Origin of the sequence: Wenzhouxiangella sp. AB-CW3 (assembly GCF_014725735.1) — a bacterium.
Lineage (GTDB): Bacteria > Pseudomonadota > Gammaproteobacteria > Xanthomonadales > Wenzhouxiangellaceae > Wenzhouxiangella.
On sequence record NZ_CP061368.1, the window covers coordinates 2,930,279 to 2,953,836 of the forward strand.

The 23,558-nt window shown below is 64.8% G+C and carries 15 protein-coding genes; 7 read left to right on the forward strand and 8 right to left on the reverse strand.

The features are described 5' to 3' along the window. Window positions 1–12: 12 nt before the first annotated feature. Genes IC757_RS12720 through ptsP form a run of 6 tightly spaced genes read left to right on the forward strand, consistent with a single transcriptional unit; the run spans window position 13 to window position 4,678 of the window. On the forward strand, window positions 13–483 hold the full coding sequence (locus tag IC757_RS12720) for a PTS sugar transporter subunit IIA (protein ID WP_190974673.1): 471 nt from the start codon (window positions 13–15) through the stop codon (window positions 481–483). Beyond that, on the forward strand, window positions 480–1,421 hold the full coding sequence (gene hprK / locus IC757_RS12725) for an HPr(Ser) kinase/phosphatase (protein ID WP_190974674.1): 942 nt from the start codon (window positions 480–482) through the stop codon (window positions 1,419–1,421). Before IC757_RS12720 ends, hprK begins: the two co-directional genes overlap by 4 nt. Then, the gene (gene rapZ, locus IC757_RS12730) at window positions 1,418–2,284 is read left to right on the forward strand and encodes an RNase adapter RapZ (RefSeq protein ID WP_223846129.1); all 867 of its coding nucleotides are present in this window, start codon (window positions 1,418–1,420) and stop codon (window positions 2,282–2,284) included. The genes hprK and rapZ overlap by 4 nt, the downstream gene beginning before the upstream one ends. After that, window positions 2,281–2,658: a PTS sugar transporter subunit IIA gene (locus tag IC757_RS12735; RefSeq protein ID WP_190974675.1), complete on the forward strand. Its 378-nt coding sequence runs from the start codon at window positions 2,281–2,283 to the stop codon at window positions 2,656–2,658. Before rapZ ends, IC757_RS12735 begins: the two co-directional genes overlap by 4 nt. Then, window positions 2,655–2,924 carry an HPr family phosphocarrier protein gene (locus IC757_RS12740; RefSeq protein WP_190974676.1) on the forward strand — a complete coding sequence of 90 codons (270 nt, stop codon included), beginning with the start codon at window positions 2,655–2,657 and terminating at the stop codon, window positions 2,922–2,924. Before IC757_RS12735 ends, IC757_RS12740 begins: the two co-directional genes overlap by 4 nt. Beyond that, entirely contained in the window at window positions 2,921–4,678 is a 1,758-nt protein-coding gene (gene ptsP / locus IC757_RS12745; protein ID WP_190974677.1) for a phosphoenolpyruvate--protein phosphotransferase, read from the forward strand. Before IC757_RS12740 ends, ptsP begins: the two co-directional genes overlap by 4 nt. Before the next feature lie 7 nt (window positions 4,679–4,685). Here the strand turns inward: ptsP and tsaB are convergent, their stop codons facing one another. Genes tsaB through mrcB form a run of 4 tightly spaced genes read right to left on the reverse strand, consistent with a single transcriptional unit; the run spans window position 4,686 to window position 10,143 of the window. Continuing rightward, entirely contained in the window at window positions 4,686–5,342 is a 657-nt protein-coding gene (tsaB, locus tag IC757_RS12750) for a tRNA (adenosine(37)-N6)-threonylcarbamoyltransferase complex dimerization subunit type 1 TsaB (RefSeq protein WP_190974678.1), read from the reverse strand. Beyond that, complete coding sequence (locus IC757_RS12755) at window positions 5,339–7,270, reverse strand: ATP-dependent DNA helicase (RefSeq protein ID WP_190974679.1); 1,932 nt, start codon at window positions 7,268–7,270, stop codon at window positions 5,339–5,341. The genes tsaB and IC757_RS12755 overlap by 4 nt, the downstream gene beginning before the upstream one ends. A gap of 1 nt (window position 7,271) precedes the next feature. Beyond that, window positions 7,272–7,787: a tetratricopeptide repeat protein gene (locus IC757_RS12760; protein WP_190974680.1), complete on the reverse strand. Its 516-nt coding sequence runs from the start codon at window positions 7,785–7,787 to the stop codon at window positions 7,272–7,274. Window positions 7,788–7,842: 55 nt separating this feature from the next. Next, complete coding sequence (mrcB, locus tag IC757_RS12765; RefSeq protein WP_190974681.1) at window positions 7,843–10,143, reverse strand: penicillin-binding protein 1B; 2,301 nt, start codon at window positions 10,141–10,143, stop codon at window positions 7,843–7,845. Window positions 10,144–10,327: 184 nt separating this feature from the next. On the opposite strand from mrcB, the gene IC757_RS12770 reads away from it, so the two are divergent. Beyond that, on the forward strand, window positions 10,328–14,839 hold the full coding sequence (locus IC757_RS12770) for a glycosyltransferase (RefSeq protein ID WP_190974682.1): 4,512 nt from the start codon (window positions 10,328–10,330) through the stop codon (window positions 14,837–14,839). Here the strand turns inward: IC757_RS12770 and IC757_RS12775 are convergent. From IC757_RS12775 to hrpA, 4 genes are all read right to left on the reverse strand, one after another. Then, a complete protein-coding gene (locus IC757_RS12775) occupies window positions 14,786–15,829 on the reverse strand; it encodes a glycosyltransferase family 2 protein (RefSeq protein ID WP_190974683.1) in 1,044 nt (347 codons plus the stop codon). The two genes, IC757_RS12770 and IC757_RS12775, sit on opposite strands and share 54 nt — an antisense overlap. A 4-nt stretch (window positions 15,830–15,833) precedes the next feature. Next, window positions 15,834–17,987 (reverse strand): RelA/SpoT family protein, encoded by a 2,154-nt coding sequence (locus tag IC757_RS12780; RefSeq protein WP_190974684.1) that lies wholly within the window; start codon window positions 17,985–17,987, stop codon window positions 15,834–15,836. 151 nt (window positions 17,988–18,138) lie between these two features. After that, window positions 18,139–19,392: a hypothetical protein gene (locus IC757_RS12785; protein WP_190974685.1), complete on the reverse strand. Its 1,254-nt coding sequence runs from the start codon at window positions 19,390–19,392 to the stop codon at window positions 18,139–18,141. Window positions 19,393–19,567: 175 nt separating this feature from the next. Next, complete coding sequence (hrpA, locus tag IC757_RS12790) at window positions 19,568–23,401, reverse strand: ATP-dependent RNA helicase HrpA (protein WP_190974686.1); 3,834 nt, start codon at window positions 23,399–23,401, stop codon at window positions 19,568–19,570. Window positions 23,402–23,558 lie beyond the last annotated feature (157 nt).

A 23,558-nucleotide genomic window follows, 5' to 3' on the forward strand; every position in this document is an offset into this window, starting at 1 on the left:
TGGCAGGCAACCATGCAACTGTGCGATGTCATTGACGTCGACCGAATCGCAGTCGACATCTCCGTAGCTAGCAAGAAGTCCTTGCTCGAGAAGGCGGCCGCGCTGCTTGCGGCCGCGCCCGAGAGCGCGGATGCGCGCGACATATTCGACAGCCTGTGTCAGCGCGAGCGGCTCGGCTCCACCGGTCTTGGCCATGGCGTGGCCATCCCCCATGGCCGGGTCGCCGGACAGCAGACTGTTGCCGGTGCCGTCATCCGGCTGCAAACGCCCATCGACTTCGATGCCCCCGACGCCGAAACCGTCGACCTGTTCTTCGCCCTGGCCGTGCCAGACCGCTGCACCGACGTGCACCTGCGCCTGCTGGCCGACATCGCCGAGCGCCTGGGCAGCGAGGCCCAGCGTCGTGCCATACGCGATGCCCCCGACCCCGACCAGTTGCTCCGACTGTTGGCCACCGACCCGACCGATCCCGCCTCGCGATGACTGCCAGCGTCACTCCGGCCGAGCTGCATGAACGCTTTGCCGAACGACTCGGGCTTGAGTGGGTCTGCGGCAGGGGCCAGGCCCGCCACCGTGAAATCAAGCCAACCGGTTTCAAGACCCGCCCCTCGCTGGTCGGCTTTCTCAACCTGATCCATTCCACCCGCATTCAGGTCATCGGTCGCGAGGAATACGACTGGCTGGAAGGCCTGGACTCCCGCATCCGCTGGGAATCGTTGGCCAAGGTGATGGACGCCCGCCCGGCCGCCATTATCGTCGCCAACGGGCTCGAAGTAGCCGACGACCTTGAACAACTGGCGCGGGAAAGCAACACCCCGCTCATGAGAACGCCGCAACGCGACTGGGAGCTGATCGAGTTTCTTGAATACCAGATATCTCGCCGGCTGGCTCAGCGCACAACCCTGCACGGCGTGTTCATGGAAGTGTTCACCATTGGCGTGCTCATCACAGGAGAGGCGGGTACCGGAAAGAGCGAACTGGCGCTGGAGTTGATTTCGCGCGGCCATCGCCTGATTGCCGACGATGCGCCGGAGTTCACCCAGTTGACGCCTGACATCATCGAAGGCTCGTGCCCGCCGGTGCTGCGCGAATGCCTGGAAGTTCGTGGCCTGGGCATCCTCAATATCCGCAGAATGTTTGGCGACGCCGCGCTCAAGGCCAAGAAGTACCTGCGCCTGATCATCCATCTTCACCTGCCCGAACCGGGCGACGAAGAAGGCGACCGCCTGCACGGCGACGACAGCCAGCGTGAAGTCCTGGATCTCAAGATTCCGCAGATCAACCTGCCGGTACTGGCCGGTCGCAACATGGCAGTGATTACCGAGGCGGCCGTGCGCGATTTCATGCTGCGCATGAAGGGTTTCGATGCGGCAGCCGAGTTCGTTGAACGCCACGGTCGCCTGCTGTCTGACCAGACATGAACGATGCCTTGTCCCTGATCATCGTCAGTGGCCTGTCCGGGAGCGGCAAGACCGTGGCCCTGCATGCCCTGGAAGACCTGGGGTATTACTGCGTCGACAACCTGCCCGGCCGCCTGCTGCCCGAGCTGGCCCGCGAGGTCCGCAGCCAGCCTGAACGGTATCCGCGGGTGGCCATCGGAATCGACGCTCGCAGCGGCCCTGAAGGACTGGAACGACTACCCGCCCTGCTGGAGGACCTGCCCGGCGATGCCGGCTTTCGACTGCTCTACCTCGATACCGACAGAAAGGTGCTGATTCGCCGCTACAGCGAAACCCGACGCCGTCATCCGCTCGGCGAACTGGGTGGCCTGGAAACCGCCATAGAGGCCGAGCAGGAACTACTCGAGCCGATTCGCAAGAAAGCCGACTGGATCATCGACACCTCGGAGAGCAATCTGCACCAGCTTCGGCGACAAATCTGGCGCACCATCGGCGTGACCCGAAACGTACAGGTTCAGTCGGTGGTCCTGGAGTCCTTCGCCTTCAAGCGCGGTGTGCCACGCGACGTTGACATGGTGTTCGACGCGCGCTGCCTGCCAAACCCGCACTGGCAACCGGGTTTGCGTGCGCACACCGGGCTGGAAGCCAACGTTCAGGCCTACCTGGAGCAACACGACATCGTCGAGGACTTTTTCGGAGACATCCGGGCGTTCATCGAGCGCTGGCTGCCGGCACTGGCCGAAGACCAGCGAAGCCTGGTCACCATTGCCATTGGCTGCACCGGCGGCCAGCACCGTTCGGTCTATCTCGTGGAACGATTGGGCCAGGCATTGCGCGAGGGAGGGCTCCAGGTCCTGGTCAGCCATCGGGAGCTGGAGCAATGACGGGGCTGGTACTGGTCACTCACAACGGCCTGGGCGAAGCCCTGAGACACGAAGCCGAACACATTCTCGGCCAGTCATTCGGCATGACGACCGTTGCCATCAGTTATCGTGCCGACCCGGACACCACGCTCGACGAACTGCGCCTGGTGCTGTCGGCCTCGGCCGATGCCGAAGGAGCCCTGGTGCTGACCGACCTGCCGGGCGCCACACCGCACAACCTGGCCACCCAGGCTGCCGCAGAACTCGGCATTCCCGTGGTGTCTGGACTGAATCTGCCGATGCTGCTCAAGGTGCTCAACCTGCTTGATGAACCCGCCGGGGCGCTGGCTGCTCATGCCTGCGAGGGTGGACGCAAGGGGGTCATCAGATCGTGACACGCACACCACTGCGTTTGACCAACAAGCTGGGGCTCCATGCCCGCGCCGCCAGCAAGCTGGTACAGACGGCCGCACGCTTTGACTGCGAAGCCTGGCTGGAGCATCAGGACCGGCGCGTCAATGCCCGCTCGATCATGGGGGTGTTGCTGTTGGCTGCGCCCTGCGGCAGTGAACTGATTCTCGAAACCAGCGGCGAAGAGGCGGAGGAGGCAGCCGAGGCGATACGGCAACTGGTTGAAGACCGCTTCGGAGAGGGACAGTGAGTCTGGCCCTGACCGGGATCGGTGTCACCAGTGGCATCGCCATCGGGCGCGTTCATCGACTGACTCCCGGTGAACTGACACTGCCGGAGTATCATCTCGAAGACAGGCGCGCCGTGAACGCCGAGATCGAGCGCGTCCAGCAGGCAGCCGGCCGTGGAGAGCGATTTCTGCGCGACATCATGGACCGCGCCATCGAGGGCGGTGGCGAAACTGCCCGCGAAGTGCTCGAAGCCCACCGCCAGATCCTTCACGACCCGATGCTTATCGAAGCCGCCTGCGAGCGGATTCGCGAACAACGCATCAACGCCGAATGGGCGCTGGCGCAGCAGAGCGAGGAGCTGCAGGAGGCATTTCGCCGACTCGACGATGAGTACCTGGCGCTCAGGCGAGAAGACCTTGAACAGGCTGTCGGGCTGATCCAGCGTGAGCTGGCCGATCAGCCTGCCACCTTGCTGGGCACCCGCATACCCCATCAGCTCGACGACACTATCCTGGTGGCATCCGAACTGAGTCCGGCCGATCTCACAGTCCTCAGTCAGCGGCGCGTGGCCGGGCTGATTACCGAGCACGGCGCGCCCTACTCCCATTCGGCCATCCTGGCGCGCAGTCTCGAGATCCCCATGGTGGTCGGCGTTCACCATGCCCTGGAACTGATGAACGAGAACGAGCCGGTCATCATCGACGGACACTACGGTGCCGTGCTGCTGGAAGTTGATGACAACCAGCGGCGGCACTATGCAGAGAAGCTCGAAGCCAGCACCCGGCACCGGCGCGACCTCAGAAGGTTTCTCAAGCGCCCGTCTTATACCGCCGACCGCCGAGCCTTCACACTTTACGGCAATGCCGAACTGCCGGCCGAATTCGAACGCTGTCTGCACGCGCAGGTTTCGGGTATCGGTCTGATGCGCACCGAATACATGTTCCTGGGCGACCACTGGCCCGACGAAGAAACCCAGTTCAGGACTTATGGCGAGGCCGTACAGGCCATGCAAGGGGCCAGCGTGACCATTCGTACGCTCGATGCCGGCGGTGACAAGCTGCCCGCCGCGGTCGAACTCACGCGCGGCCCCAACCCGGCCCTGGGCCTGCGTGGACTGCGACTGTCGCTGTCCATGCTCGATGCTTTCCGGCAACAGCTGCGAGCCATTCTGCGCGCCTCCACCCTCGGCCCGGTCCGGATTCTGCTGCCCATGCTCACCTGCATCGACGAGATCCACCAGGCGCGCCAGTTGATCGCCGAGTGCCGGGAGCAACTACGCGCCGAGGGCGTCAGTACCGACCCGGCATTGTCCGTTGGCGGTATGATCGAAACACCGGCTGCCGCGCTGGACATCCATCGCATGGCCCCGGAACTGGACTTTCTGTCGATCGGCAGCAACGACCTGATCCAGTACGTGCTGGCCATCGACCGCCAGGACGAGCTGGTCAGTCACATCTATGACCCGACCCACCCGGGTATCCTGGAGTTGATTGCCCGCATCGTGGAGGCCGGCAGGCAGCATGACCGGGAGGTCATCGTGTGCGGCGAACTGGCCGGCGAGCCGGCAACGGCCCGGCTGCTGCTGGGACTCGGCGTCGAACACTTCAGTCTGCCACCGGCACAGGTTGCACCGGTCAAGAAAGCGTTGATCGATTGCGACAGCCGCCGCTGCCAGGAACTGGTCAACGCCTTCCGAACCGGGCAGGGATCCGGCGACGGCCGCGCACTGCTTGAAACCCTGCTCGGATCGGCGGCAGAGCGACCGCCTCATTGACCAATAACTAACCAGTCACCCGATCACGCACGTAAACCGGCTCCAGCGACCAGGCCGGCACGGGTGTGACGCCAGCGGCCAGATGGAGCAGTGCCCGGGCATCCGGCCAGACCTCCGGCAACCGCGTACCAAGCTGCGTACCCAGCGCCCGCTCCACCTCGTCGGGATAGACAGCCAGACCGGAACCAGCGGCCAGCCAGGGGCCGTCGTGCGGAGCGGTCAGCCGGGCCGGCGGGCCCACCTGCTCGGGCCCGATGCGCTCATGCCGGCCGTCGACGCGCTGGTAGAACGCGGAGTAGACCTCCTTCATGCGGGCATCAAGCAACACGGCGATGAACTCCGCCGACAGATCGGGATCGGCCGCCCTGGCCGTGGCAGACAGGGTCGAGACCGGGTAGATCGGCAGACCATGGGCAAGGGCCAGTCCCTGCACCACACCCATGCCGATGCGCAGGCTGGTGAAACCGCCCGGCCCCCTGGATACGACCAGCCCGTCCAGATCGGCATGACTCAGGCCGGCGTCGGCCAGCAGGTCCCGCACCCAGGGCAGTAGAAGTTCGGCATGACGCCGCGGCGCATGCGCCTGGCGACTGTTCACCTCGTCGCTGATCTGCAAGGCCACCGAACAGTAGTCGGTTGCGCTTTCCACGGCCAGAAGGTTCATGTCGACAATCGATCCTTGATGAAACGCGCCGCTTCGGCGCCACTTTGCACTGGGGTCATGGGGGGCAGGCTGCGCAGGAACAGTTTGCCATACGGGCGGGTGACCAGGCGTGGGTCGCCCAGTACCAGCACCCCAAAATCATCGGCCTGCCGGATCAGCCGTCCGGCACCCTGCTTCAGGGCCAGAACGGCCTGGGGCAACTGCACTTCGGCAAAGGGGTTGCCGCCGGATTCACGCACGGCCTTGAGCGTGGCTTCCAGCACCGGGTCGTCAGGCGCGGCGAACGGCAGCTTGTCAATCACCACCACGCTGAGTTCGCGACCGGGCACATCCACGCCTTCCCAGAAACTGGCGGCGCCCAGCAGGAGACTGCCGGGCGATTCCCGGAATCGGCGCAGCAGCACCGGCCGCGGAGCATCCTCCTGAACCAGCAGTTGAAAATCGCTGTGCGCTCGCAACCAGTCGGCGGCCCGGCGCAACGCGCGATGCGAGGTAAACAGCAGAAACGCCCGCCCCCCGGCAGCCCGCAGCACTGGCAGCACCTGCGACAACAACTGATCGACATGATCTCGACTGCCGGGATCGGGCAGTCCCTCGGGCAGCCAGAGTCGGGTCTGTTCCGGGTAGTCGAAGGGGCTCTCGATTACCCGCTCACGGGCGTCGTCCAGCCCCAGCCGCCGGGTGAAGTGATCGAAGCGCCCGGCCACGGCCAGTGTCGCCGAGGTCATGATCCAGGTCGCCGGCACACGCTCGCGAAGCTGCCTCAGCGGTCCGGCCACATCCAGCGGGGTGAGGTTGAGCGCGAAACGTCCACGACGATTGGCAAACCAGCGCACATAGCCCTCGCGACCGGCCAGGAAATCACCCAGCCCCTCTTCCAGCACGGCGGCACGCTGAGCCGCATTGCCCAGATCGCGACTCTGCTCGGCCAGGGGTTCCAGGGCGGCAACCAGGGCCTGCAGGGCCCGTCGCAATGACGCAAAGTGCGGTAGACAGGCCGTCAGTGCACTGAATTCGCCGCGCTGGGGCAATGTCAGGCATTCGCTGACCGCCTGGTCCAGCGCCGTTCGCAGGTTCTGCACCGGTGCCATCAGCAGCTTCAACGCACCACTGGCCTGGCCGGCGGCACGCAGCGTGTCAGCGCCCAGTTCCCGCAGCTGCCAGGCGCTCACTCCGCGAGAAAAGAATCGCATGGCCGTTTCCGGCACCTGGTGCGCCTCGTCGATCACCACCGCACCGGCTCCCGGCAGCACCTCGCCGAAACCGGTCTGCTTCAAGGCCATGTCGGCAAACAGCAGGTGATGGTTGACGACCACGATATCGGCTTCCTGGGCCTGACGCCGGGCACGCAACAGGTGACAGTCGGCCAGCTGCTCGCATTCGCCCCCCAGGCAGTTGTCCTGGGTCGAAGTCACCAACGGCCAGACCGGCGACCGGGTGGGAATGTCATCGAGTTCGGAAATCTCGCCGGACACCGTGTGCCGCGCCCAGCGCCTGACCATCTGCAATTCCTCGCCGACCGCACCCTCGGCCACCTCCGGGTCGTTGCCGTGCTTGTCGAGCCGGTGCAGGCACAGGTAATTGGAACGCCCTTTCAGCAACGCTACTTTGCGCTCCAGACCCAGCGCGCGCAAAGCCAACGGCAGGTCGCGTGCATAGAGCTGATCCTGGAGGTTGAGCGTGCCGGTAGAAATGATCGTGCGCTCGCCGCGCAACAGCACCGGCACCAGGTAGGCCAGGGTCTTGCCGGTGCCCGTGGCCGCCTCGGCTACCAGGTCGGTTCCCGAGCCCAGGCATTCATCAATGGCGGCAGCCAGCTCAAACTGACCCGCACGCGGACGATAGGCCGCAAGCGCGTTGGCCAGCGGACCGTCTTCGGCAAAGACGTCGGCCAGGGCCAATCCCGCGGACTCCGCCTCCCCGGACATGTCAGAAGCGTTCCGGCACCTCAACCTGACACCGGGCCAGGCGCTCGCGGGCCTGGCGAGCGGCATCCTGGCGCTCCATGCGTTCACGGGCCAGGGCCATGGTGCGCCAGTTGCGCTGACACAGCTCGCCGACACGGGGACCGACATCGAACGAACGTGAGGCGTAGCTGTCGGCCTGCTCCCAGGCACCGCGCTCAAGTTGGACCTCGGCCATGTACTGCAACAGCTCCGGGTCGCGCGGCTCGATCCGAAGCGCCCGCTCTAGCAGGATCACGGCACGGTCCAGATCACCGGCATCTTCTGCCTGCCCGGCCGCATCGGCCAACTCGGCCACGGCCGGATTCTGCAATGGATAGACCTGCAGGCCGCTGGCTTCCTCGGCCGCAGGTGCTCGCACCTGCTCGGCCACGCTGCGGTCCTCGACCGGCGCCGGTGGCTGAGTGGCACAGGCGGCCAGCAGCAGGCTGGCCAGTACGGCAGTACTGGCCGTCGAAATGCGGATCGGGACTCTGGGCATGGACTCGGGGCTTGTCATCAACGGGATCAATGCAATCGGATATTTGAACAATGTCTCAGCGCCGCCAGAACGGCCGGCGGCCAGTGTCGGCATTCATGCACGGCGACAGCGCTTCGGGCTGACTGCCGGCGGCAAACGGAACAGCCTGCGCGCCATCGCAGGATTCGCTGGCCAGCAGCGGCTCGGGCCAATCGATCCAGTACCACTCGATACCTTCCGGCCAGCCCGCCTGTCCGGAACGGGCTGGCAGGCCTGCAAAGAGCTCGGCCCAGACGGGCAGCGCGGCACTGGCACCGCCAATCCCGGCCGGTGCATGGTCGTCACGACCGACCCACACCACGCCGAGCCAGTCCCGAGTATAGCCCACGAACCAGGCATCGCGTCGGTCATTGGTGGTGCCGGTCTTGCCTCGAATACCCGGGTCCTCGGGCAACAGGTTGGCCAGCGAACGCCCGGTGCCATGAGTGACCACCCGGCGCAGGGCAAAGTCGAGCAGCGCCAGGGCTTCGCGCTCGCGAATGGGCCGCAGGCGCATGGGGTAGCGGCCAATGGACTGCCCCTCGGCATCCACCACTTCGCTGATTCCCTTCAGCGGCGTGCTGTAACCCTCCGCAGCCAGCGGCTGATAGAGCTGGGTGATCTGCAGTGGGCTGAGGCTGAGTGAGCCCAGGAAGACCGACGGATGAGGGTCGGTCCCGGGCACCACGCCAAGCTGCTCGAGCAGGCGCAGCAGCGGAGCCACGCCAATCTCCAGCCCCAGGCGGACCGTGGCCTGGTTGTGGGACATGGTCAGCGCCTCCATGAGTGGCACGCTGCCATGACTGTTGCCGTCGTGATTGCGCGGCTGCCAGGGCTCACCTCCCGGAATCGGCACACTCAGGGGCTCGTCGAGCAGCGGCGTGACCAGGGTATGGTTGTCCGGGTCGGCCAGCGCAATCAGGTAGAGAAACGGCTTGATCACCGAGCCCACCGAGCGGCGCGCGTCCAGGGCCCGGTTGAACCCGGCCCGCCGGGGATGGCGATCGCCCACCAGTGCACGAAGATCGCCCGTGGCCGGCTCGGCCAGGACAATCGCCCCCTGCAGCTCGCCGGGCTCGTTCTCGACCCGGGCCAGGGCATTGGACAGTGCCTGTTCGGCCCGGTGCTGGGCCGAGGGAGACAGTGTAGTGAAAACCCTCAGCCCGGTTCCGCGCAGGTCGCGATCACGGTAATCGGCCCGCAGCTGGCGCCGCACCAGATCGAGAAATGACGCGTGACGGGTCGATCCGCGCACCGATGCCGGACTGACGCCCAGGGCCGATTCGACCAGCCGGTCGTGATCGGCCTGATCGATCAGCCCGGTTTCGAGAAACATGCCCAGCACCTGATTGCGCCGGACCCGGGCCCGTTCCGGATTGCGCACCGGGTGATACCAGGATGCGCCCCGCGCCATGCCCACCAGCAAGGCAACCTGGCCGGCATCCAGCGCCTGCACCGGCAGCCCGAAGTAGTACTCGCTGGCGCGACCGAAGCCGTGGATGGCATGGGCGCCGTCCTGGCCCAGGTAGACCTCGTTGAGATAGGCCTCGAGAATCTCGGCCTTGCTGAACCGCCGCTCCAGGCTCAGGGCCATGACGGCCTCGTTGAACTTGCGCAGGAAACTGCGTTCCGGCGTCAAGAAAAGGTTCTTGACCAGCTGCTGAGTGATGGTGCTGCCGCCCTGGGTGACACGGCCGTGGCGAAGGTTGATCCAGGCCGCCCGCAACATGCCACGCGGATCAAGGCCATGGTGGTGCCGGAACTGGCGATCTTCGACCGCCTGCACCCCTGTGACCAGCAAGGGTGGAAAGTCGGCCAGCGCAACCAGCGTGCGATCACGATCATCGAGCGGCATGAGGCTGCCGATCTCCGCCGGCGGCAGTCTCAACAGGGCGCTGTCCGGTGCTCCGTCCAGCCGCAATCGTCCGGATTCCACGGCCAGCTGCACACGGCGCGCATCCTGCCGTCCATCGGGAAAAGCGAAGCCGGGGAGATGTACATCAAGCCGGGAACCATTGCGTGCATAGCGACCCACTTCGACTGGATTGCCCTCGCGCAGCCCTGCCGCTTCCAGTTCGATAAACAGATCATCGAGCCGGACGGCCAGTCCGTCATACAGCTCCAGCGGCCGCGCATAGACTCGTGTGGCCTGGCTGAACTGGCGGTCGGCGAATCGCAGTCCGGCCTCGCGATCCAGCCACCAGACCCAAGGCCCCAGCACCCCGAGCGTCAGACCGAACGCAAACAGCAGCGTGCCGACCAATGCCCGCCGGATGATCCCGCTGCCGGACGGACGGCGCTTTTGTGACTTGCGGTTACGATGCTTCTTCCGGGTCATGAGGTAGTTGAGTCAATGAGTCTGTCCTGGTTCCCGGCGGGTATCGCCGGCGCATGATCCGGTTGCCGACCCGGAAGGTGACATGCGGCAAACAATTGGAGGATAATGGCACGCTTGCGACCGGCCCGGCCAAGCACCGCCGGGCTCGATTTTACTGAAAAAACCCAACTCGAAAGACTCAATCGTGCAAGCCGACCACGAGGACAAGCCGAGCGCCGCGGGATCGAACGCCGCCAATGCCAGCGACGAGGACAAGGCCCCGTTTCGGCCCTGGGTGGTCGTGTTGCCCGGCCCCGATGGCCGGATCGATACCGAATGGCTGAGCCACCTGCGCGGACGACTGCCAGGCGAATACCACTGCACGCCGGCTGCCACCCACGACTGCCTGGAGCTCCTTGATGTCGACTCAAGGCAGTGGTCCCGCCTGGTGGCTGCGGTTGCCGATCAGGCCGGAGAGCAAGGCGCCGTGCTGATCGAAAGCGGCCTGCAAGTCCCGCACGACTTTGCCAGACGCCTGGCCGCACTGGCCCGCTGCGACAACTGCCCGCCCCTGACCTGTTTTGCCGGCAATCATGACGATGCGCTCAATCCCGCCTGTGGCCTAGACATCGATGCCGACCCGGCCTGGTGTGACGACCTCGCCTGCCTGGCCGCCGAGCGCGTGTGGACCGAGATCGATCACGATGGCCGGCGCCTGCTGTTTATCGCCCCCAATGCAGGCCCGCGTGCCGGGGATGGAGCGGCAGCCGGTCGCTGCTGGCTGCATGACGGCTTCTACATTCACGACCCGCAACGCCGTCTGGATGCAGGCACGACCCGTCATCCCGCCGCCAGCACCGCGCTGGGCACCTTGCGTCTGAGCTTCACGCGCCTTGCCGGGCGCGAAGAACTCGGCCTGGTCCTGCCGGCCATCGGCCGCGATGAGCGCCCGGTCACTCTGCACATCAGCCATCACTGGGGCGGCGGCGTGGCGCGCTGGATCGACGACGTCGTGGCCGAAGACGAGCACGGCCACCACCTCGTCCTTGCCGCCCGGGGACACACCGACGGGCAGGTTCACGGCCAGCGACTGTGCCTGTATGCCGCCGGCAGCGCCCGCGGCCCCATTCGTGAATGGACGCTGACACCGGCCATTGCCTCCACCGCAGTCCGGCACGCCCAGTACCAAGCCTTGCTCGATGACATCTGCAAGCACTTCAGCGTGGGCCGCGTCATTGTTTCCTCGCTGATCGGTCACAGCCTCGATGCCCTGCGCACCGGCCTGCCCACCCTGCAGGTATTGCACGACTTCTATCCCGCCTGGCCGGTACTCGACCGCGACCCGCTGGAATTCGACCAGGCCAGCGCCGTCGATCTGGCCGGGGCCCTGGACAAGGCCGGCGAGGACTTTCTGTTCCGGGAATCCGACCCGGCCTTCTGGCAGGCATTGAGCCGGGAGTGGCACGAACTGGTCCGACACCACGGCACCTGCCTGATCGCGCCGACCGAACAGGTGCGACAACGCTGGCGCCGGCTGGTCGGCCCCGATCTGGCCAACGCCCATATCGTCCCGCACGGCTTCAGGCATTGGCCAAAGGCCGAGCGTATCGACGGAGCGGCACGGACAGACGGCCGGCTCAACCTGGTGATCGTCGGTCGCCTGTCGCCGGGCAAGGGACTGCGACTGCTGGAGCAGGCGCTGCCACGGTTGCGCGATATCGCCCACATCACCCTGGTCGGTTGCGGCCATCACGGCATGCGCCTGTTCGGACGGCCCGGCGTCGATATCCTGCTCGATTTCCGGCGCGAGCAGTTGCCCTCGCTACTGGCCACCCTCAGGCCGCAGGCGGCACTGTTCCTGTCGACCGTGGCCGAGACCTGGAACTATGTGCTCAGCGAGACCCGTTCGCTCGGTCTGGTGCCTCTGGCCACCCGGACCGGCAGTTTCATCGAACGCATCGACCACGAACACGACGGACTGCTGTTTACCCCCGATGTCGACGGCCTGGTGGACTGCCTGCGGTTATTGCACCACGAGCCCGAAAAACTTCAACAACTCGCCGCGAGTCTGCCGATCGAGCCCGGGGTCAGCGATGCGCTTCGATCCTGCAACGACCTCGTCCCGGCGCAACGACGGCCAGCCCTGGCCGGCAGGCCGAGCAGCCCGGAGCTCACCCAGCAGCTAGCCGAACGTGCGGTACATGCTGAACAGCAGCGCGAGATTCGCCACCTGAAGCAGCTTACCCGGACATTGCAGTCGGACCTGGAACAGCGCACGGCCTGGGCCCGCAAAAGCGAACGCCTGACCCGGGAGCGCACAGCCGAGCTGCGCAAGGCCTGGGATGACATCGAACAGCAGGCCGCAGTTATAGAGCGGCAGCAATCCGAACTCGAACTGCGTCGGCGGCAGGCCGATGCGCTGGCCCGATCACAGGCGCGCGTCGAGCAACTAGAACATGACCTGCATGCGACTCGCTCGAGCACATCCTGGCGACTGACGCGGCCACTGCGTTTTGCCGTACGCGTGGCCACCAACGCCCGACATCATCGGGCCTGGATGCCATGGCGTTGGCCCGGGCTGATCGCCCGACTGATCACCAACCTGAGATCGCTGGGGCTTCGTGGCGCGATCGACCGCATGCAGTACCTCTCTCCACCACCCCTGGAAGCCACCCCGGCTCCCGGCGCACTGACCGAACTGCCCGAAGCGCCGACCGCGGACCCGGACCCGGTTGCACTGAACCCGGCCGGTTCGCCGCTGGCCAGCATCATCATTCCGGTCTACAACAAGGTGGCCTACACCGCCGCCTGCCTGCACTCGATTGCCGAGCAGGCGGTCGAGACCGGTTACGAGGTCATCGTGGTCGACGACTGCTCGAACGACGACACGGCCGCCTACCTGGAGCGCTGCAGCGGCCTGCGCGTGGTGCGCAATAAACGCAACGCCGGTTTCATCCGGAGCTGCAATGCCGGGGCAGAGATCGCCCGCGGCCGCTATCTGGTGCTGCTCAACAACGACACCACCGTGACCCCCGGATGGCTGGACGCCCTGCTGTCACCGCTGCTGACAGACGGCAAGGTGGGTGCGGTCGGTGCTCGTCTGGTGTATCCGGACGGCAAGTTGCAGGAAGCCGGCGGCATCATCTTCAACGACGCCAGCGGCTGGAACTACGGCCGTGGCGACGACCCCGAGCGGGCGCAGTACAACTTCCTCAGCGAAGCCGACTACGTCTCCGGCGCCTGCCTGGCCGTAAGCCGCGATGACTTTCGGTCACTGGGCGGGTTCGATACCCGCTTCGCCCCGGCCTACTACGAAGACACCGACCTGTGCTTCCAGCTGCGGGCCATGGGCAAGAAAGTCATCTACCAGCCAGCGGCCACCATCGTCCACCACGAAGGCATCAGCTCGGGCACCGAGGAGTCCAGCGGCACCAAGCGCTACCAGGCGGTCAACCGCGACAAGTTCCGCGACAAGTGGGCCGAAGTACTGGCCGAACATCCGCCCCCCGAGCCGCGCCATGATCGCAGCGACCCGGTCAGGCACCTGCGCTTCAGACGCAGTCCGAAGCGCCTGTTGCTGATCGATGCCGTCACCCCCCAGCCCGACCACGACTCCGGCTCGGTGCGCATCATGGCGATGATGACGCTGCTACGCGATCTTGGCTACCAGGTCAGCTTCATGCCCGAAAACCTGTCCTGGGTGCCGGGCTATTCAGACGCACTGCAACAGGCCGGCATCGAGGTGCTGTGCGCACCGCGCATCCACTCACTGGACGAGTGGTTGCGGGAGCATGGCAACGACATGGACCTGGTGATCGTGAGCCGCTACTACGTTCTGGCACCCATCATTTCCAGACTGCGACGACAGTGCCCGCGTGCCCGCCTGATCTTCGATACCGTCGACCTTCATTTTCTGCGCGAGGAACGCGAAGCGGAGGTCACCGGTTCGGACGAGGCCCGTCGGCGAGCAAGCGAAAGCCGTCGCCAGGAGCTGGGGCTGATGCGACAGGCCGACATCACACTGGTGGTCAGCGCCGCCGAGCGGGACTTGCTGGCCGACCTCAGACCCGATGACGATGTTCGCATCGTGTCCAATATCCACACCGTGCATGGCTGCCGCAAACCCTTCAGCGAACGCAGCGACCTGATGTTCGTCGGCGGCTTTCAGCATCTGCCCAATGTCGATGCGGCGATGTGGCTGGTCGACGAGATCTTTCCCGAAGTCAGACGCCGCCTGCCCGATGTAAAGCTGCACCTGATCGGCAGCCGCATGCCGCCGGAGATTCTCGAGCTCGACCGGCCGGGCGTGGTGGTTCACGGTTTCGTGCCCGAGCTCGAACCGTTTCTGGAAGGCTGCCGACTGTCGCTGGCGCCGCTGCGCTACGGGGCGGGCGTCAAGGGCAAGGTCAACCAGGCCATGAGCCATGGCCTGCCCGTGGTGGCAACCCGTTGTGCCGCCGAAGGCATGTTTCTGGAAAACGGCCAGGATGTGCTCGTGGCCGACGATGCCGAAACCTTTGCCGGAAGCATCGTATCGGCCTACCGCGACGAAGCGCTTTGGAACCGACTGTCGGCAGGCGGCCTTGAGAACGTGCAGACACACTTTTCCATGGAGGCCGCACGCCGGGCCCTGATCTCCATTCTGCCCGGGCAGGCGACTGACTCAGTCCCCAAGGCCCTGGACGGGACGGATCAGGACCGGCCACAGTTGCCGTGAGCCCAGGCGCCTCAGGGCGCGGACATTTCGACGCCGGCGCGGCAACTGGCCGAAGCCGTCAGTCAGGGCGCGCAGGGCAAGCCGGAAGTCCAGTTCCGGTTCTGGATCCGTGTTGGACTGTGGCAAACGCCGATCGCGCGGGGACAGGCGCCGCCGGATCCGGCGCAAGGGCATGAGCACGATGCGCTGAACGGCTGTCCACGACAGGCGCAGGCCGAAGCAAACCAGCCACAACAGCAACAGGGCGGGCGGAAGGTTCTTGCCTGCCGCCCAGATCATGTTGCGCAGCGAACGGGTGGTCACAAGCGCCGAGGCCACATCGGTGGACGCGCCGCGCTTGTGATAGACCACTGCATCGGGCACGTACAGGCAGCGATGGCCGGCCACCTGCGCCCGCAGGTCGATATCGATATCTTCGAAAACCAGGAAAAAGTCTTCGTCAAACGGCCCGATATCGTCGAACAGGTTGCACCGATACAGGGCAGCTCCCGCGCAGGCTCCAAATACCCAGGCCGGCTCTGAGTGATGCTCGGCCGGCTCCCCCGCCCCGATATTGATGCCGCCCCCGCGCCAGATGGAAAAGCGGTCGCCGGCCGAGTCGATCCGGTGCGGGGGGTCGAAGCGCAGCATCTTGCAGGCCGCGAAGCTGGCCCCGGGCGTGGCATCCATGGCATCGACCAGTCGCTCCAGCCAGCCCGGATCGGCGCGGGTATCGTTGTTGAGCAGCGCCAGGAACTCGCTGCTGCTGACCCGAATGCCGGCATTGACCGCGGCGGAGAAACCGAGATTCGCGTGATTGCGCACGATGCGTACCCAGGGGTAGTCACGCTCGACCAGGGCCAGCGAGTCATCTTCCGAACCGTTGTCGACCAGGATGACATCGAAATCCCTAAACCGCTGCTGGTCCAGTGAATCCAGGCAGCCGGGCAGATGGTGCGCACCGTTCCAGTTGGGAATGATGACGCTGACGCGTCGGGCAGGCTGATTCATCGGTCTATCGCAATCGCCGCGCGCTGGTGACGTTGGGTATGCCCTGCAAACGCGTCAACAGCACCGCCAGCTGATCGAAATCCTCGACCTGGACCGTCAAGTCCATTTCGACACTGTCCGACCCTTCGGCATGGCGTGCATTCATTGCGCTGACATTGACCCGCTCACTGGCCAACAGGGTACCAATATCCCGGATCAGATCGCGGCGGTCCCATGCCTCGATGCAAATCCGGGCCGGGTAACGTCCCTGTGCCCGGGTTGACCAGTACACATCCAGCACCCGCTCGGGGTGGCGCCGTTGCAGTGCCAGAAACTGTCGGCAGTCCTGGCGATGAATGCTGACGCCCCGTCCCCGCGTGATGTAGCCGGCAATCTCGTCGCCCGGCACCGGCTGGCAGCAGCGCGCCATCTGGTGCATCAGGCTGCCCACACCCTCGATGCGCACATCATCTTCTTCGCCGCGGCGCTGCGGCGGCTTGTGCACGGCCAGCTCGGTTTCGGGTTGCTGCTCGCGCTGATGCAGGCGCTCGACCGCATTGGCCACCTGGGCCGCGGTGATGTCACCCGCCCCGACTTTCTCCAGCAGATCCTCGACCCGACTGGCATTGAATTTCTGAACGACCCGGCCGATCTCATCGAATTCCAGATCCAGACGCCGGAACTCGCTTTCCACGGCCTGACGGCCGGCAGCCTGGTTCTCTTCCTGGTTGGCCTGGCGAAACCAGGTCCGAACCTTGCCGCGCGCCCGCGCCGTGTTCAGATAACCCAGGCGCGGCACCAGCCAGTCACGCGAGGGATGCGGCTGTTTGCCGGTCAGGATCTCGACCCGGTCGCCGTTTTTCAGCTCGGTGGTCAAGGGCACGATGCGGCCATTGACCCGGGCACCACGACAGCGATGCCCGACCTCGGTATGAATCAGGTAGGCAAAATCCAGCGGCGTGGCGCCGGCGGCCAGATCCTTGACCTCACCGCCAGGCGTGAGCACATACACCCGGTCCTCGGTGGTGAGGTTCTGAAAACTCTCCATCAGCGAGGCATCGTCCTCGCCGCCTTCGGACTCCAGCAACTGCCGCATCATCTGCACACGCCGGTCCAGCGACTCGTCGTGCCCGCCCCCTTCCTTGTAGCGCCAATGAGCGGCCACCCCCAGCTCGGCGTGGCGATGCATCTCGTGAGTACGGATCTGCACTTCCACCACGCGACCGCTGTCGGTGGCCACCGCCGTGTGCAGCGAGCGATACAGATTGGGCTTGGGATTGGTGATGTAGTCGTCGAACTCGCCCGGCACCGGCTGCCAGTGCGTGTGCACCATTCCCAGCACCGCGTAGCACTGCTCCACCGTATCGACCAGGACGCGCACCGCGCGCACGTCAAAGAGTTCGTGAAAATCCAGCCCCTTGCGTTGCATCTTGCGCCAGATCGAGTAGATATGCTTGGCCCGGCCGGTGATCTCGCCGTCGATGCCGGCCTCGGACACGCGCTGGCGCAACTCGCTGATGAATCGCTCGATGAACGCCTGACGATCAGCCTGCCGCTCGGCCACGAGCCGGCTGATGCGCTGGTAGGTATTGGGCTCGAGGAAGCGGAACGACAGATCCTCCAGCTCCCACTTGAGTTGCCACACGCCCAGCCGGTTGGCCAGCGGCGCATGAATCAACTGGGTCTCCCGGGCGACCTCGCGCCGCACCGCCGGATCGGCATCATCCACCGAACGCAGATGCGCAATCTGCCAGGCCAGCGCGATCAGCACCACCCGCACATCGGCCACCAGGGCCATGAGCAATTGCCTCAGGCCCTCGGCGCGATGCTGATCATGCGGGAGGTAGGTACGACCAAAGAAATCCAGGGTGGCGAGCTGCTCAAGCAGACGACGGACCTCGTCGGAGGTCTCCTCCGGCAGGTTGCCGGCCTGCCCGTTGCCGACCACCAGCGGCAGCAGGATGGTGGCTTCGATAGCAGCGCGCTCGGCCCGGATACGCGAAAGGGCTTCCAGCGCATGACGGACCCGGAACAGCACGGGCCCGACCTCATCCCCCGCGGCCGCCACCAACTGCTCGACCAGAGCGACCAGATCAGCGCCCGGCCCGTCCTGGCCCGAGGCATGCGCTTCGACCCAGCGCAGCAGCGCCTTGTGCTCCGTTTCCGGTGAGGATTTCACGGTGCAAGAACCTGATGGCAACCAATCCGGGTCTTGTCCGGCGACTCAGTTCCCAGAACCAAACTCGTCCCGTTGCAGGACGACTTCGGACCGGGTGACACTAATCCCCGGCGGGGCATGCACCCACGCCCTGCCGGAGGCATCAGAGAATCTAGTCGGTGATCTCGAATGATTGGCTGATGCGAGTCGACATTGGATACTGAACATTATCCGGATTGGCCCTGAACACGTACGTACCCGGATCCATATCATCGGTCTCGATGTCATCTATAACCGCCTCCCCTTCCGAAACCAGATAGGAAACCGTGCCACCGCAATTCTGAATATCCCCATCACAAATCCTGAGATCAATGATTGTGGAACTGTCGGAAGCCACCTGATTGCCATTACCATCAACGACATGAATGACTACCGGCTCCATAGTCTCACCCTGCTCTGTGTTGACCGGGTCGACAGCAAAAATAATCTCGTGGGGCTCTCCGACGATCGGCACACTGCCCGTGGCTGTATCGAAGGCAGCCAGTGAGCCTGCACCATTCACCGCGGCAGCGTAAAGATTGATGTTTCCGCTCTGACTTTCTGCGTCGGACACCGTACGAGAAACCGTAAACGTAATCTCGCTACCCGACGGGAGGACAAGTCCCTCGAAGCGTAGTGGATCACTGCCTTCTAAAGCCGGGCAGAAGTCAGTATCTTCCGGTAGAGACCAGCAACCCCAGCCCCCCGCATCAAGACGCGCGGAATACACATCGGAAACGGGAAAGACCTCCTGGAAGGCTAGCTGATCGGCAGAAACCACCCCGGTGTTGGCGATGGTGACTGTATAGTCGAACACATCACCTCGCATGACGTTCTCAGGCAGGTCGTTGTACGAGACCGTAAGATTCGGAAAGGCAGAAAACTCATCCCGAAATAGCTGGTCATCACTGCGCGGTGGCAGCCCGGAGTACTCACTGGGCTGAGTGCCGAAACGCCCAAAGTGACCGCCCACTGACCCATTGTAGAAGCATTGCACTGAAGCTGCCATGGCCACGGACAGCTCGTCGTTAGACAGGTAATAGTCGATCCCGGAGGTCATGCCGATATCATCCATGATCAGATGGCCATTGGCGTCATGAGCATGCAGGGTCACCGGCCGAGATTCTTCGGAGAAGTCGAAACAGAACAGCGGCTCGTTGAACTCGCCACCGATCACACCGATATCCAGGCTGACTCGACCGGAGTCGATGTCATACGTCACCACGGATTCGTTTCCGGCCGGTTCGATCACCGGAAACAGCCCGGCTTCACTGTTGATGATGGAAAACCAGAGATCCCCGTTACTCTGGCCATGAGCGACTGATCCGGCGGTCAATCCTAGAATGCACAGGGCCAATCCGGCGCCCGAAATTGCTGCCTGTTTCACGTTCAGGAGTCTCTCAGTTGGTTGTCGACTAGTGAATTGTAACCCTTCTGAATGGAAAATGACCATCGTGCAGGCATAAAAGTTCCGTTAATTCAGTCCTTTCTGCCAATTTCGCCAAATTCGTCACAAGTTGATCGACCGCACGGCTCCAACCACACGACACAGTTTCCGCAGCCTATTGTTCCACGTCCGACCAGGCCTGCTCCAGCCGCTTGCGAGACACCTTGCCGTCGGTACCCAGGCGCTGGGCAAAGACCTGGACACGAAATTCCTCGACCAGCCAGCGAAACCGGTCCAGTGCCGGCGTGTACCAGCCGCCGTCTCCCAGGTACTCCAGGTAGCGGTGCCACCAGGGCGAAATCTCGGCCATGCGCTGATCATCGCGCACCGGATCGATCTCCAGCGCGTCAAGGCGCTGCGCCAGGGCCTGGAGGTAGCGGGGATAATGGGCAAGCCGGTCGGCCTGGATATCGTCTGGGAAACCGGCGTACATGAGATCGTCAAGCTGCGAGCGCATGTCGGCTACGGCACGGGGTGCGGCATCCTCCAGCCCGTCGAGTCGCAGGGACAGCTCGTGCCATTGGAGCAGACAGGCATCCAGGTCGCTGGCCGCCGAGCGGTAGCGCTCGATCAACTGCTGACGGATTTCGGTCTGCAGGCGGTGAAAGGCGTCGGCATCACGCACCTGCCAAGCGTCGGCCAGAAAAGTGCGCAGGGCCAGCCGGCGCAATGATTCGGTCAGACTGGAAACATCTTCGACACGGGTCCAGGCCAGCTGGGCCTCGCGCGACAGGCCGTGATCGCGCCCCAGGTATTTCCACTTGTCCTTGAGCGCGACCTGGAGCAGTGCGGCAAGGCCGTCAAAATGGGCCTGCCTGGCTTCCTCCACCGTGTCGAACAGGCGCACACCGGCCTGCCGACCCTGGTCCACCAGCGCCGGCCAGGCTTTGTGCCCGCCGCGCGTGGTGATGATCTCGGGCAGCTCCGGGAAGTCGCCCGGACCCAGGCCGTCGCGCTGCCACTGGCCGGCCTGTCGATCCATGAACTCGCGCCGGGCCTGATCGCTGAAGCGCTCGATCAGGGCTCCGGGGTCACGGCTGCTGCCCAGCAGTCGGCCGCCTTCGCCACGCACGCGAACAAGGAAATGCAGGTGCCGGGGCAGCTTGTCGAGCTTGAAGTCACCCGCCTCGATGGTCATACCGGACATGCGCGAGAGCTCATCGGCCAGTCGCTCGAGCAGTGAGCCCTCGGGTGCGCCCAGCGACTCCAGCGCGGCGCGGGCATACTCGGCGGCCGGGACCAGCGAGCGACGCCGGGACTTGGGCAGGCTGGCGATCAGCGCGGTGACCTTTTCTTCCAGCAATCCCGGCACCAGCCACTGCAGACGATCGGTATCGAGCTGGTTGAGCAGGTGCAGCGGACAGTCCAGGGTCACACCGTCGTTGTCGGCGGCGGGATCGAAGTGATAGTGCAGCCGGAACCGTTCCGGCCCCGTGTCCAGCGATTCGGGAAAGGCGTCCTGCCCGGCCAGGGGCGCTTGGTCTCTGAGCAGGGTAGCGCGGTCGTACAGCAAGCGCTCGCGTTCGTCCCGGCTCAACGATTCATACCAGCGGCCGAAGGCCTTTGCCGTATACAGATCGGCCGGCAGATGCTGATCGAAGAATGCTTCCAGCTCGGCCTCGGCGGCCAGCACATCACGCCGGCGCCGCTTGTGCTCGTGTTCGGCCAGCTCCCGCCGGAGCGCCTCGTTACGCTTGAGAAACTCGGCCCGGGAATGCATTTCGCCACGCACCAGGGCGTGTCGGATGAACAGTGCCCGGGCCGTCGGCGGATCGTGCGGGCCATAGTGAACACGGCGCTTTTCAACCAGCACCAGGCCATGCAGGCTGACCTGCTCGTAGCCCATGACCCGACCTGAGCGGCGGTCCCACCAGGGATCAAACACGCGTGACTTGAGCAGATGCCCGCCCTGCTGCTCCAGCCATTCGGGCTTGACCGGGGCGACCATGCGGGCATAAGGCCGCGCGGTCTCCACCAGCTCGGCGGCCATGATCCAGCCCGGATTGCGACCGGCCAGTACCGAACCGGGAAAGATGCGGAACTTGTGGCCGCGCGCGCCCTGGTACTCGCCTTTTTCCTGGTGCTGGCCGATCATCGCCAGCAGGCCGGCGAGCAGGCTGCGATGAACATCGTCGTCATCGGCATCACCCAGCTTGCCGGGTTTCCAGCCTTCCTCGCGCGCGATCTGCTTGAGCTGGCCGTGCAACTGCCCCCACTCGTGCAGACGCTGCGGGGCCAGAAACTGTGCTTTCGCGGTCCGGTCGGCCTTGCTGCGCGACAGCTCGGCTCGCGTTTCCTGCCACCACCGCCACATTTTCAGAAGCGTGAGGAAATCCGACCCCGGCACCACGAACTGGGCATGGGCCTGGTCGGCAGCCTGCTGCTGGTCCAGCGGACGGTCGCGCACATCGGCAATCGACAGCGCGGCAATCAGCACCAGGGCTTCGGCCAGCGCGCCGCGCTCGGCCGCCTCGATCAGCATGCGACCGTGGCGGGCGTCGACCGGCAGGCGCGCCAGCCGACGACCCAGTTTCGTGATACGACGGTTTTCATCGACTGCCTGGAGCTCCACCAGGCTCTGCCAGGCCTCGCCGATCAGGCGTCGGGGTGGCGAGTCGACGAATGGAAAATCTTCCGGATCACCCAGCCCCAGGGCCAGCATCTCCAGCAGCACGCCCACCAGCCCGGCACGCTGGATTTCCGGCTCGGTGAACTCCGGTCTGGATTCGAAATCGGCCTCGTCGAACAGACGGATACAGGTGCCCGGGCCGACGCGGCCGCAACGTCCGGCACGCTGGTTACAGGAGGCCTGCGACACCGGCTCGACGGGCAAGCGCAGCACGCGCGAGTGCGCGGCATAGCGCGAGATGCGTGCCAGGCCGGAATCGATCACGAAGCGAATACCCGGCACGGTCAGCGAGGTCTCGGCCACGTTGGTGGCCAGGACGATGCGCCGGCCCGTGCCGGTCTTGAAAATCCGGTCCTGCTGCCCGGCCGGCAGGCGGGCGTAAAGCGGCAGCACTTCGGTGTGCGAAAGATTGGCGCGTTTGAGTGCACGCGAGACCTGAAAGATCTCACGCTCACCGGGCAGAAACACCAGAATGTCGCCACGCGAGTCGATACGGCTGACGGTATCGACCGCCCGCCTGACCTGCCGCGGCAGATCTTCACCGTCACCCTGTTCCTGGTAACGCACCTCAACGGGATAACTGCGACCTTCCACGGTGATGACCGGCGCATCATCGAAGTGTCTGGCGAAGCGCTCGGTATCGATGGTCGCCGAAGTGATGATGATCTTCAGATCGGGCCGGCGCTTTGTCAGGCGCTTGAGATAGCCGAGCAGGAAATCGATGTTGAGGCTGCGCTCATGCGCCTCGTCGATGATCAGGGTGTCGTAGCCATCAAGCAGGCGGTCACGATGCACTTCGGCGAGCAGAATGCCGTCGGTCATGAACTTGATATAGCTCTGATCCGAGACCTGGTCGGTGAATCGCACCTGGAAACCCACAGCCTGGCCCAGTTCGGTGCCCAATTCCTCGGCCACACGCCGGGCCACCGAGCGCGCGGCAATGCGCCGGGGCTGGGTACAGCCAATCAGCCCCCGCTCGCCGCGTCCGGCCTGCAGGCACAGCTTGGGCAACTGGGTGGATTTGCCCGAACCGGTCTCGCCGGCCACGATCACCACCTGGTGGTCGCGAATCGTCTCGACGATGGTCTCGGCATGGGCCGATATGGGCAGGTCCGGCGGCTCGCCGGTATCCGGCCGGTTTTCCCGGCGCGCCTCGCGTTGCGCCTGCGACTGGCCCAGCCGCTGCTCGTAGCCGGCCAGCAGCTTCTCGCGCTTGTCGGCCGGGCCGCGAAATCGTGCCAGTTGCTTGTGGCGACGCTTCAGCCAGGCGATATCGCGCTGCATCACCTCTGCCGGGTCGAAGGTCGGAATCTTGCTCATGGGGGCGTATTGTCGCCTCTTGAGGGGTGGAGGTGGAACGGGTGGTATCGGGAAAAGCCGGGCTTTTCGCGGTGTACGCCTGCCACGGCCAGTCAGGGCAATGGGGGGCTTTCTGCTGCCGATACAATAATGTCGTTGCCTCTTGAAACTCATAGCG

Excerpts from the sequence above, each read along its gene's own strand:
- IC757_RS12735 (WP_190974675.1), top strand. The coding sequence starts at position 2,281 with ATGACGGGGCTGGTACTGGTCACTCACAACGGCCTGGGCGAAGCCCTG.
- IC757_RS12755 (WP_190974679.1), bottom strand. The coding sequence starts at position 7,270 with ATGTCCGGGGAGGCGGAGTCCGCGGGATTGGCCCTGGCCGACGTCTTT.
- rapZ (WP_223846129.1), top strand. The coding sequence starts at position 1,418 with ATGAACGATGCCTTGTCCCTGATCATCGTCAGTGGCCTGTCCGGGAGC.
- hrpA (WP_190974686.1), bottom strand. The coding sequence starts at position 23,401 with ATGAGCAAGATTCCGACCTTCGACCCGGCAGAGGTGATGCAGCGCGAT.
- hprK (WP_190974674.1), top strand. The coding sequence starts at position 480 with ATGACTGCCAGCGTCACTCCGGCCGAGCTGCATGAACGCTTTGCCGAA.
- IC757_RS12760 (WP_190974680.1), bottom strand. The coding sequence starts at position 7,787 with ATGCCCAGAGTCCCGATCCGCATTTCGACGGCCAGTACTGCCGTACTG.
- mrcB (WP_190974681.1), bottom strand. The coding sequence starts at position 10,143 with ATGACCCGGAAGAAGCATCGTAACCGCAAGTCACAAAAGCGCCGTCCG.
- tsaB (WP_190974678.1), bottom strand. The coding sequence starts at position 5,342 with ATGAACCTTCTGGCCGTGGAAAGCGCAACCGACTACTGTTCGGTGGCC.
- IC757_RS12720 (WP_190974673.1), top strand. The coding sequence starts at position 13 with ATGCAACTGTGCGATGTCATTGACGTCGACCGAATCGCAGTCGACATC.
- IC757_RS12775 (WP_190974683.1), bottom strand. The coding sequence starts at position 15,829 with ATGAATCAGCCTGCCCGACGCGTCAGCGTCATCATTCCCAACTGGAAC.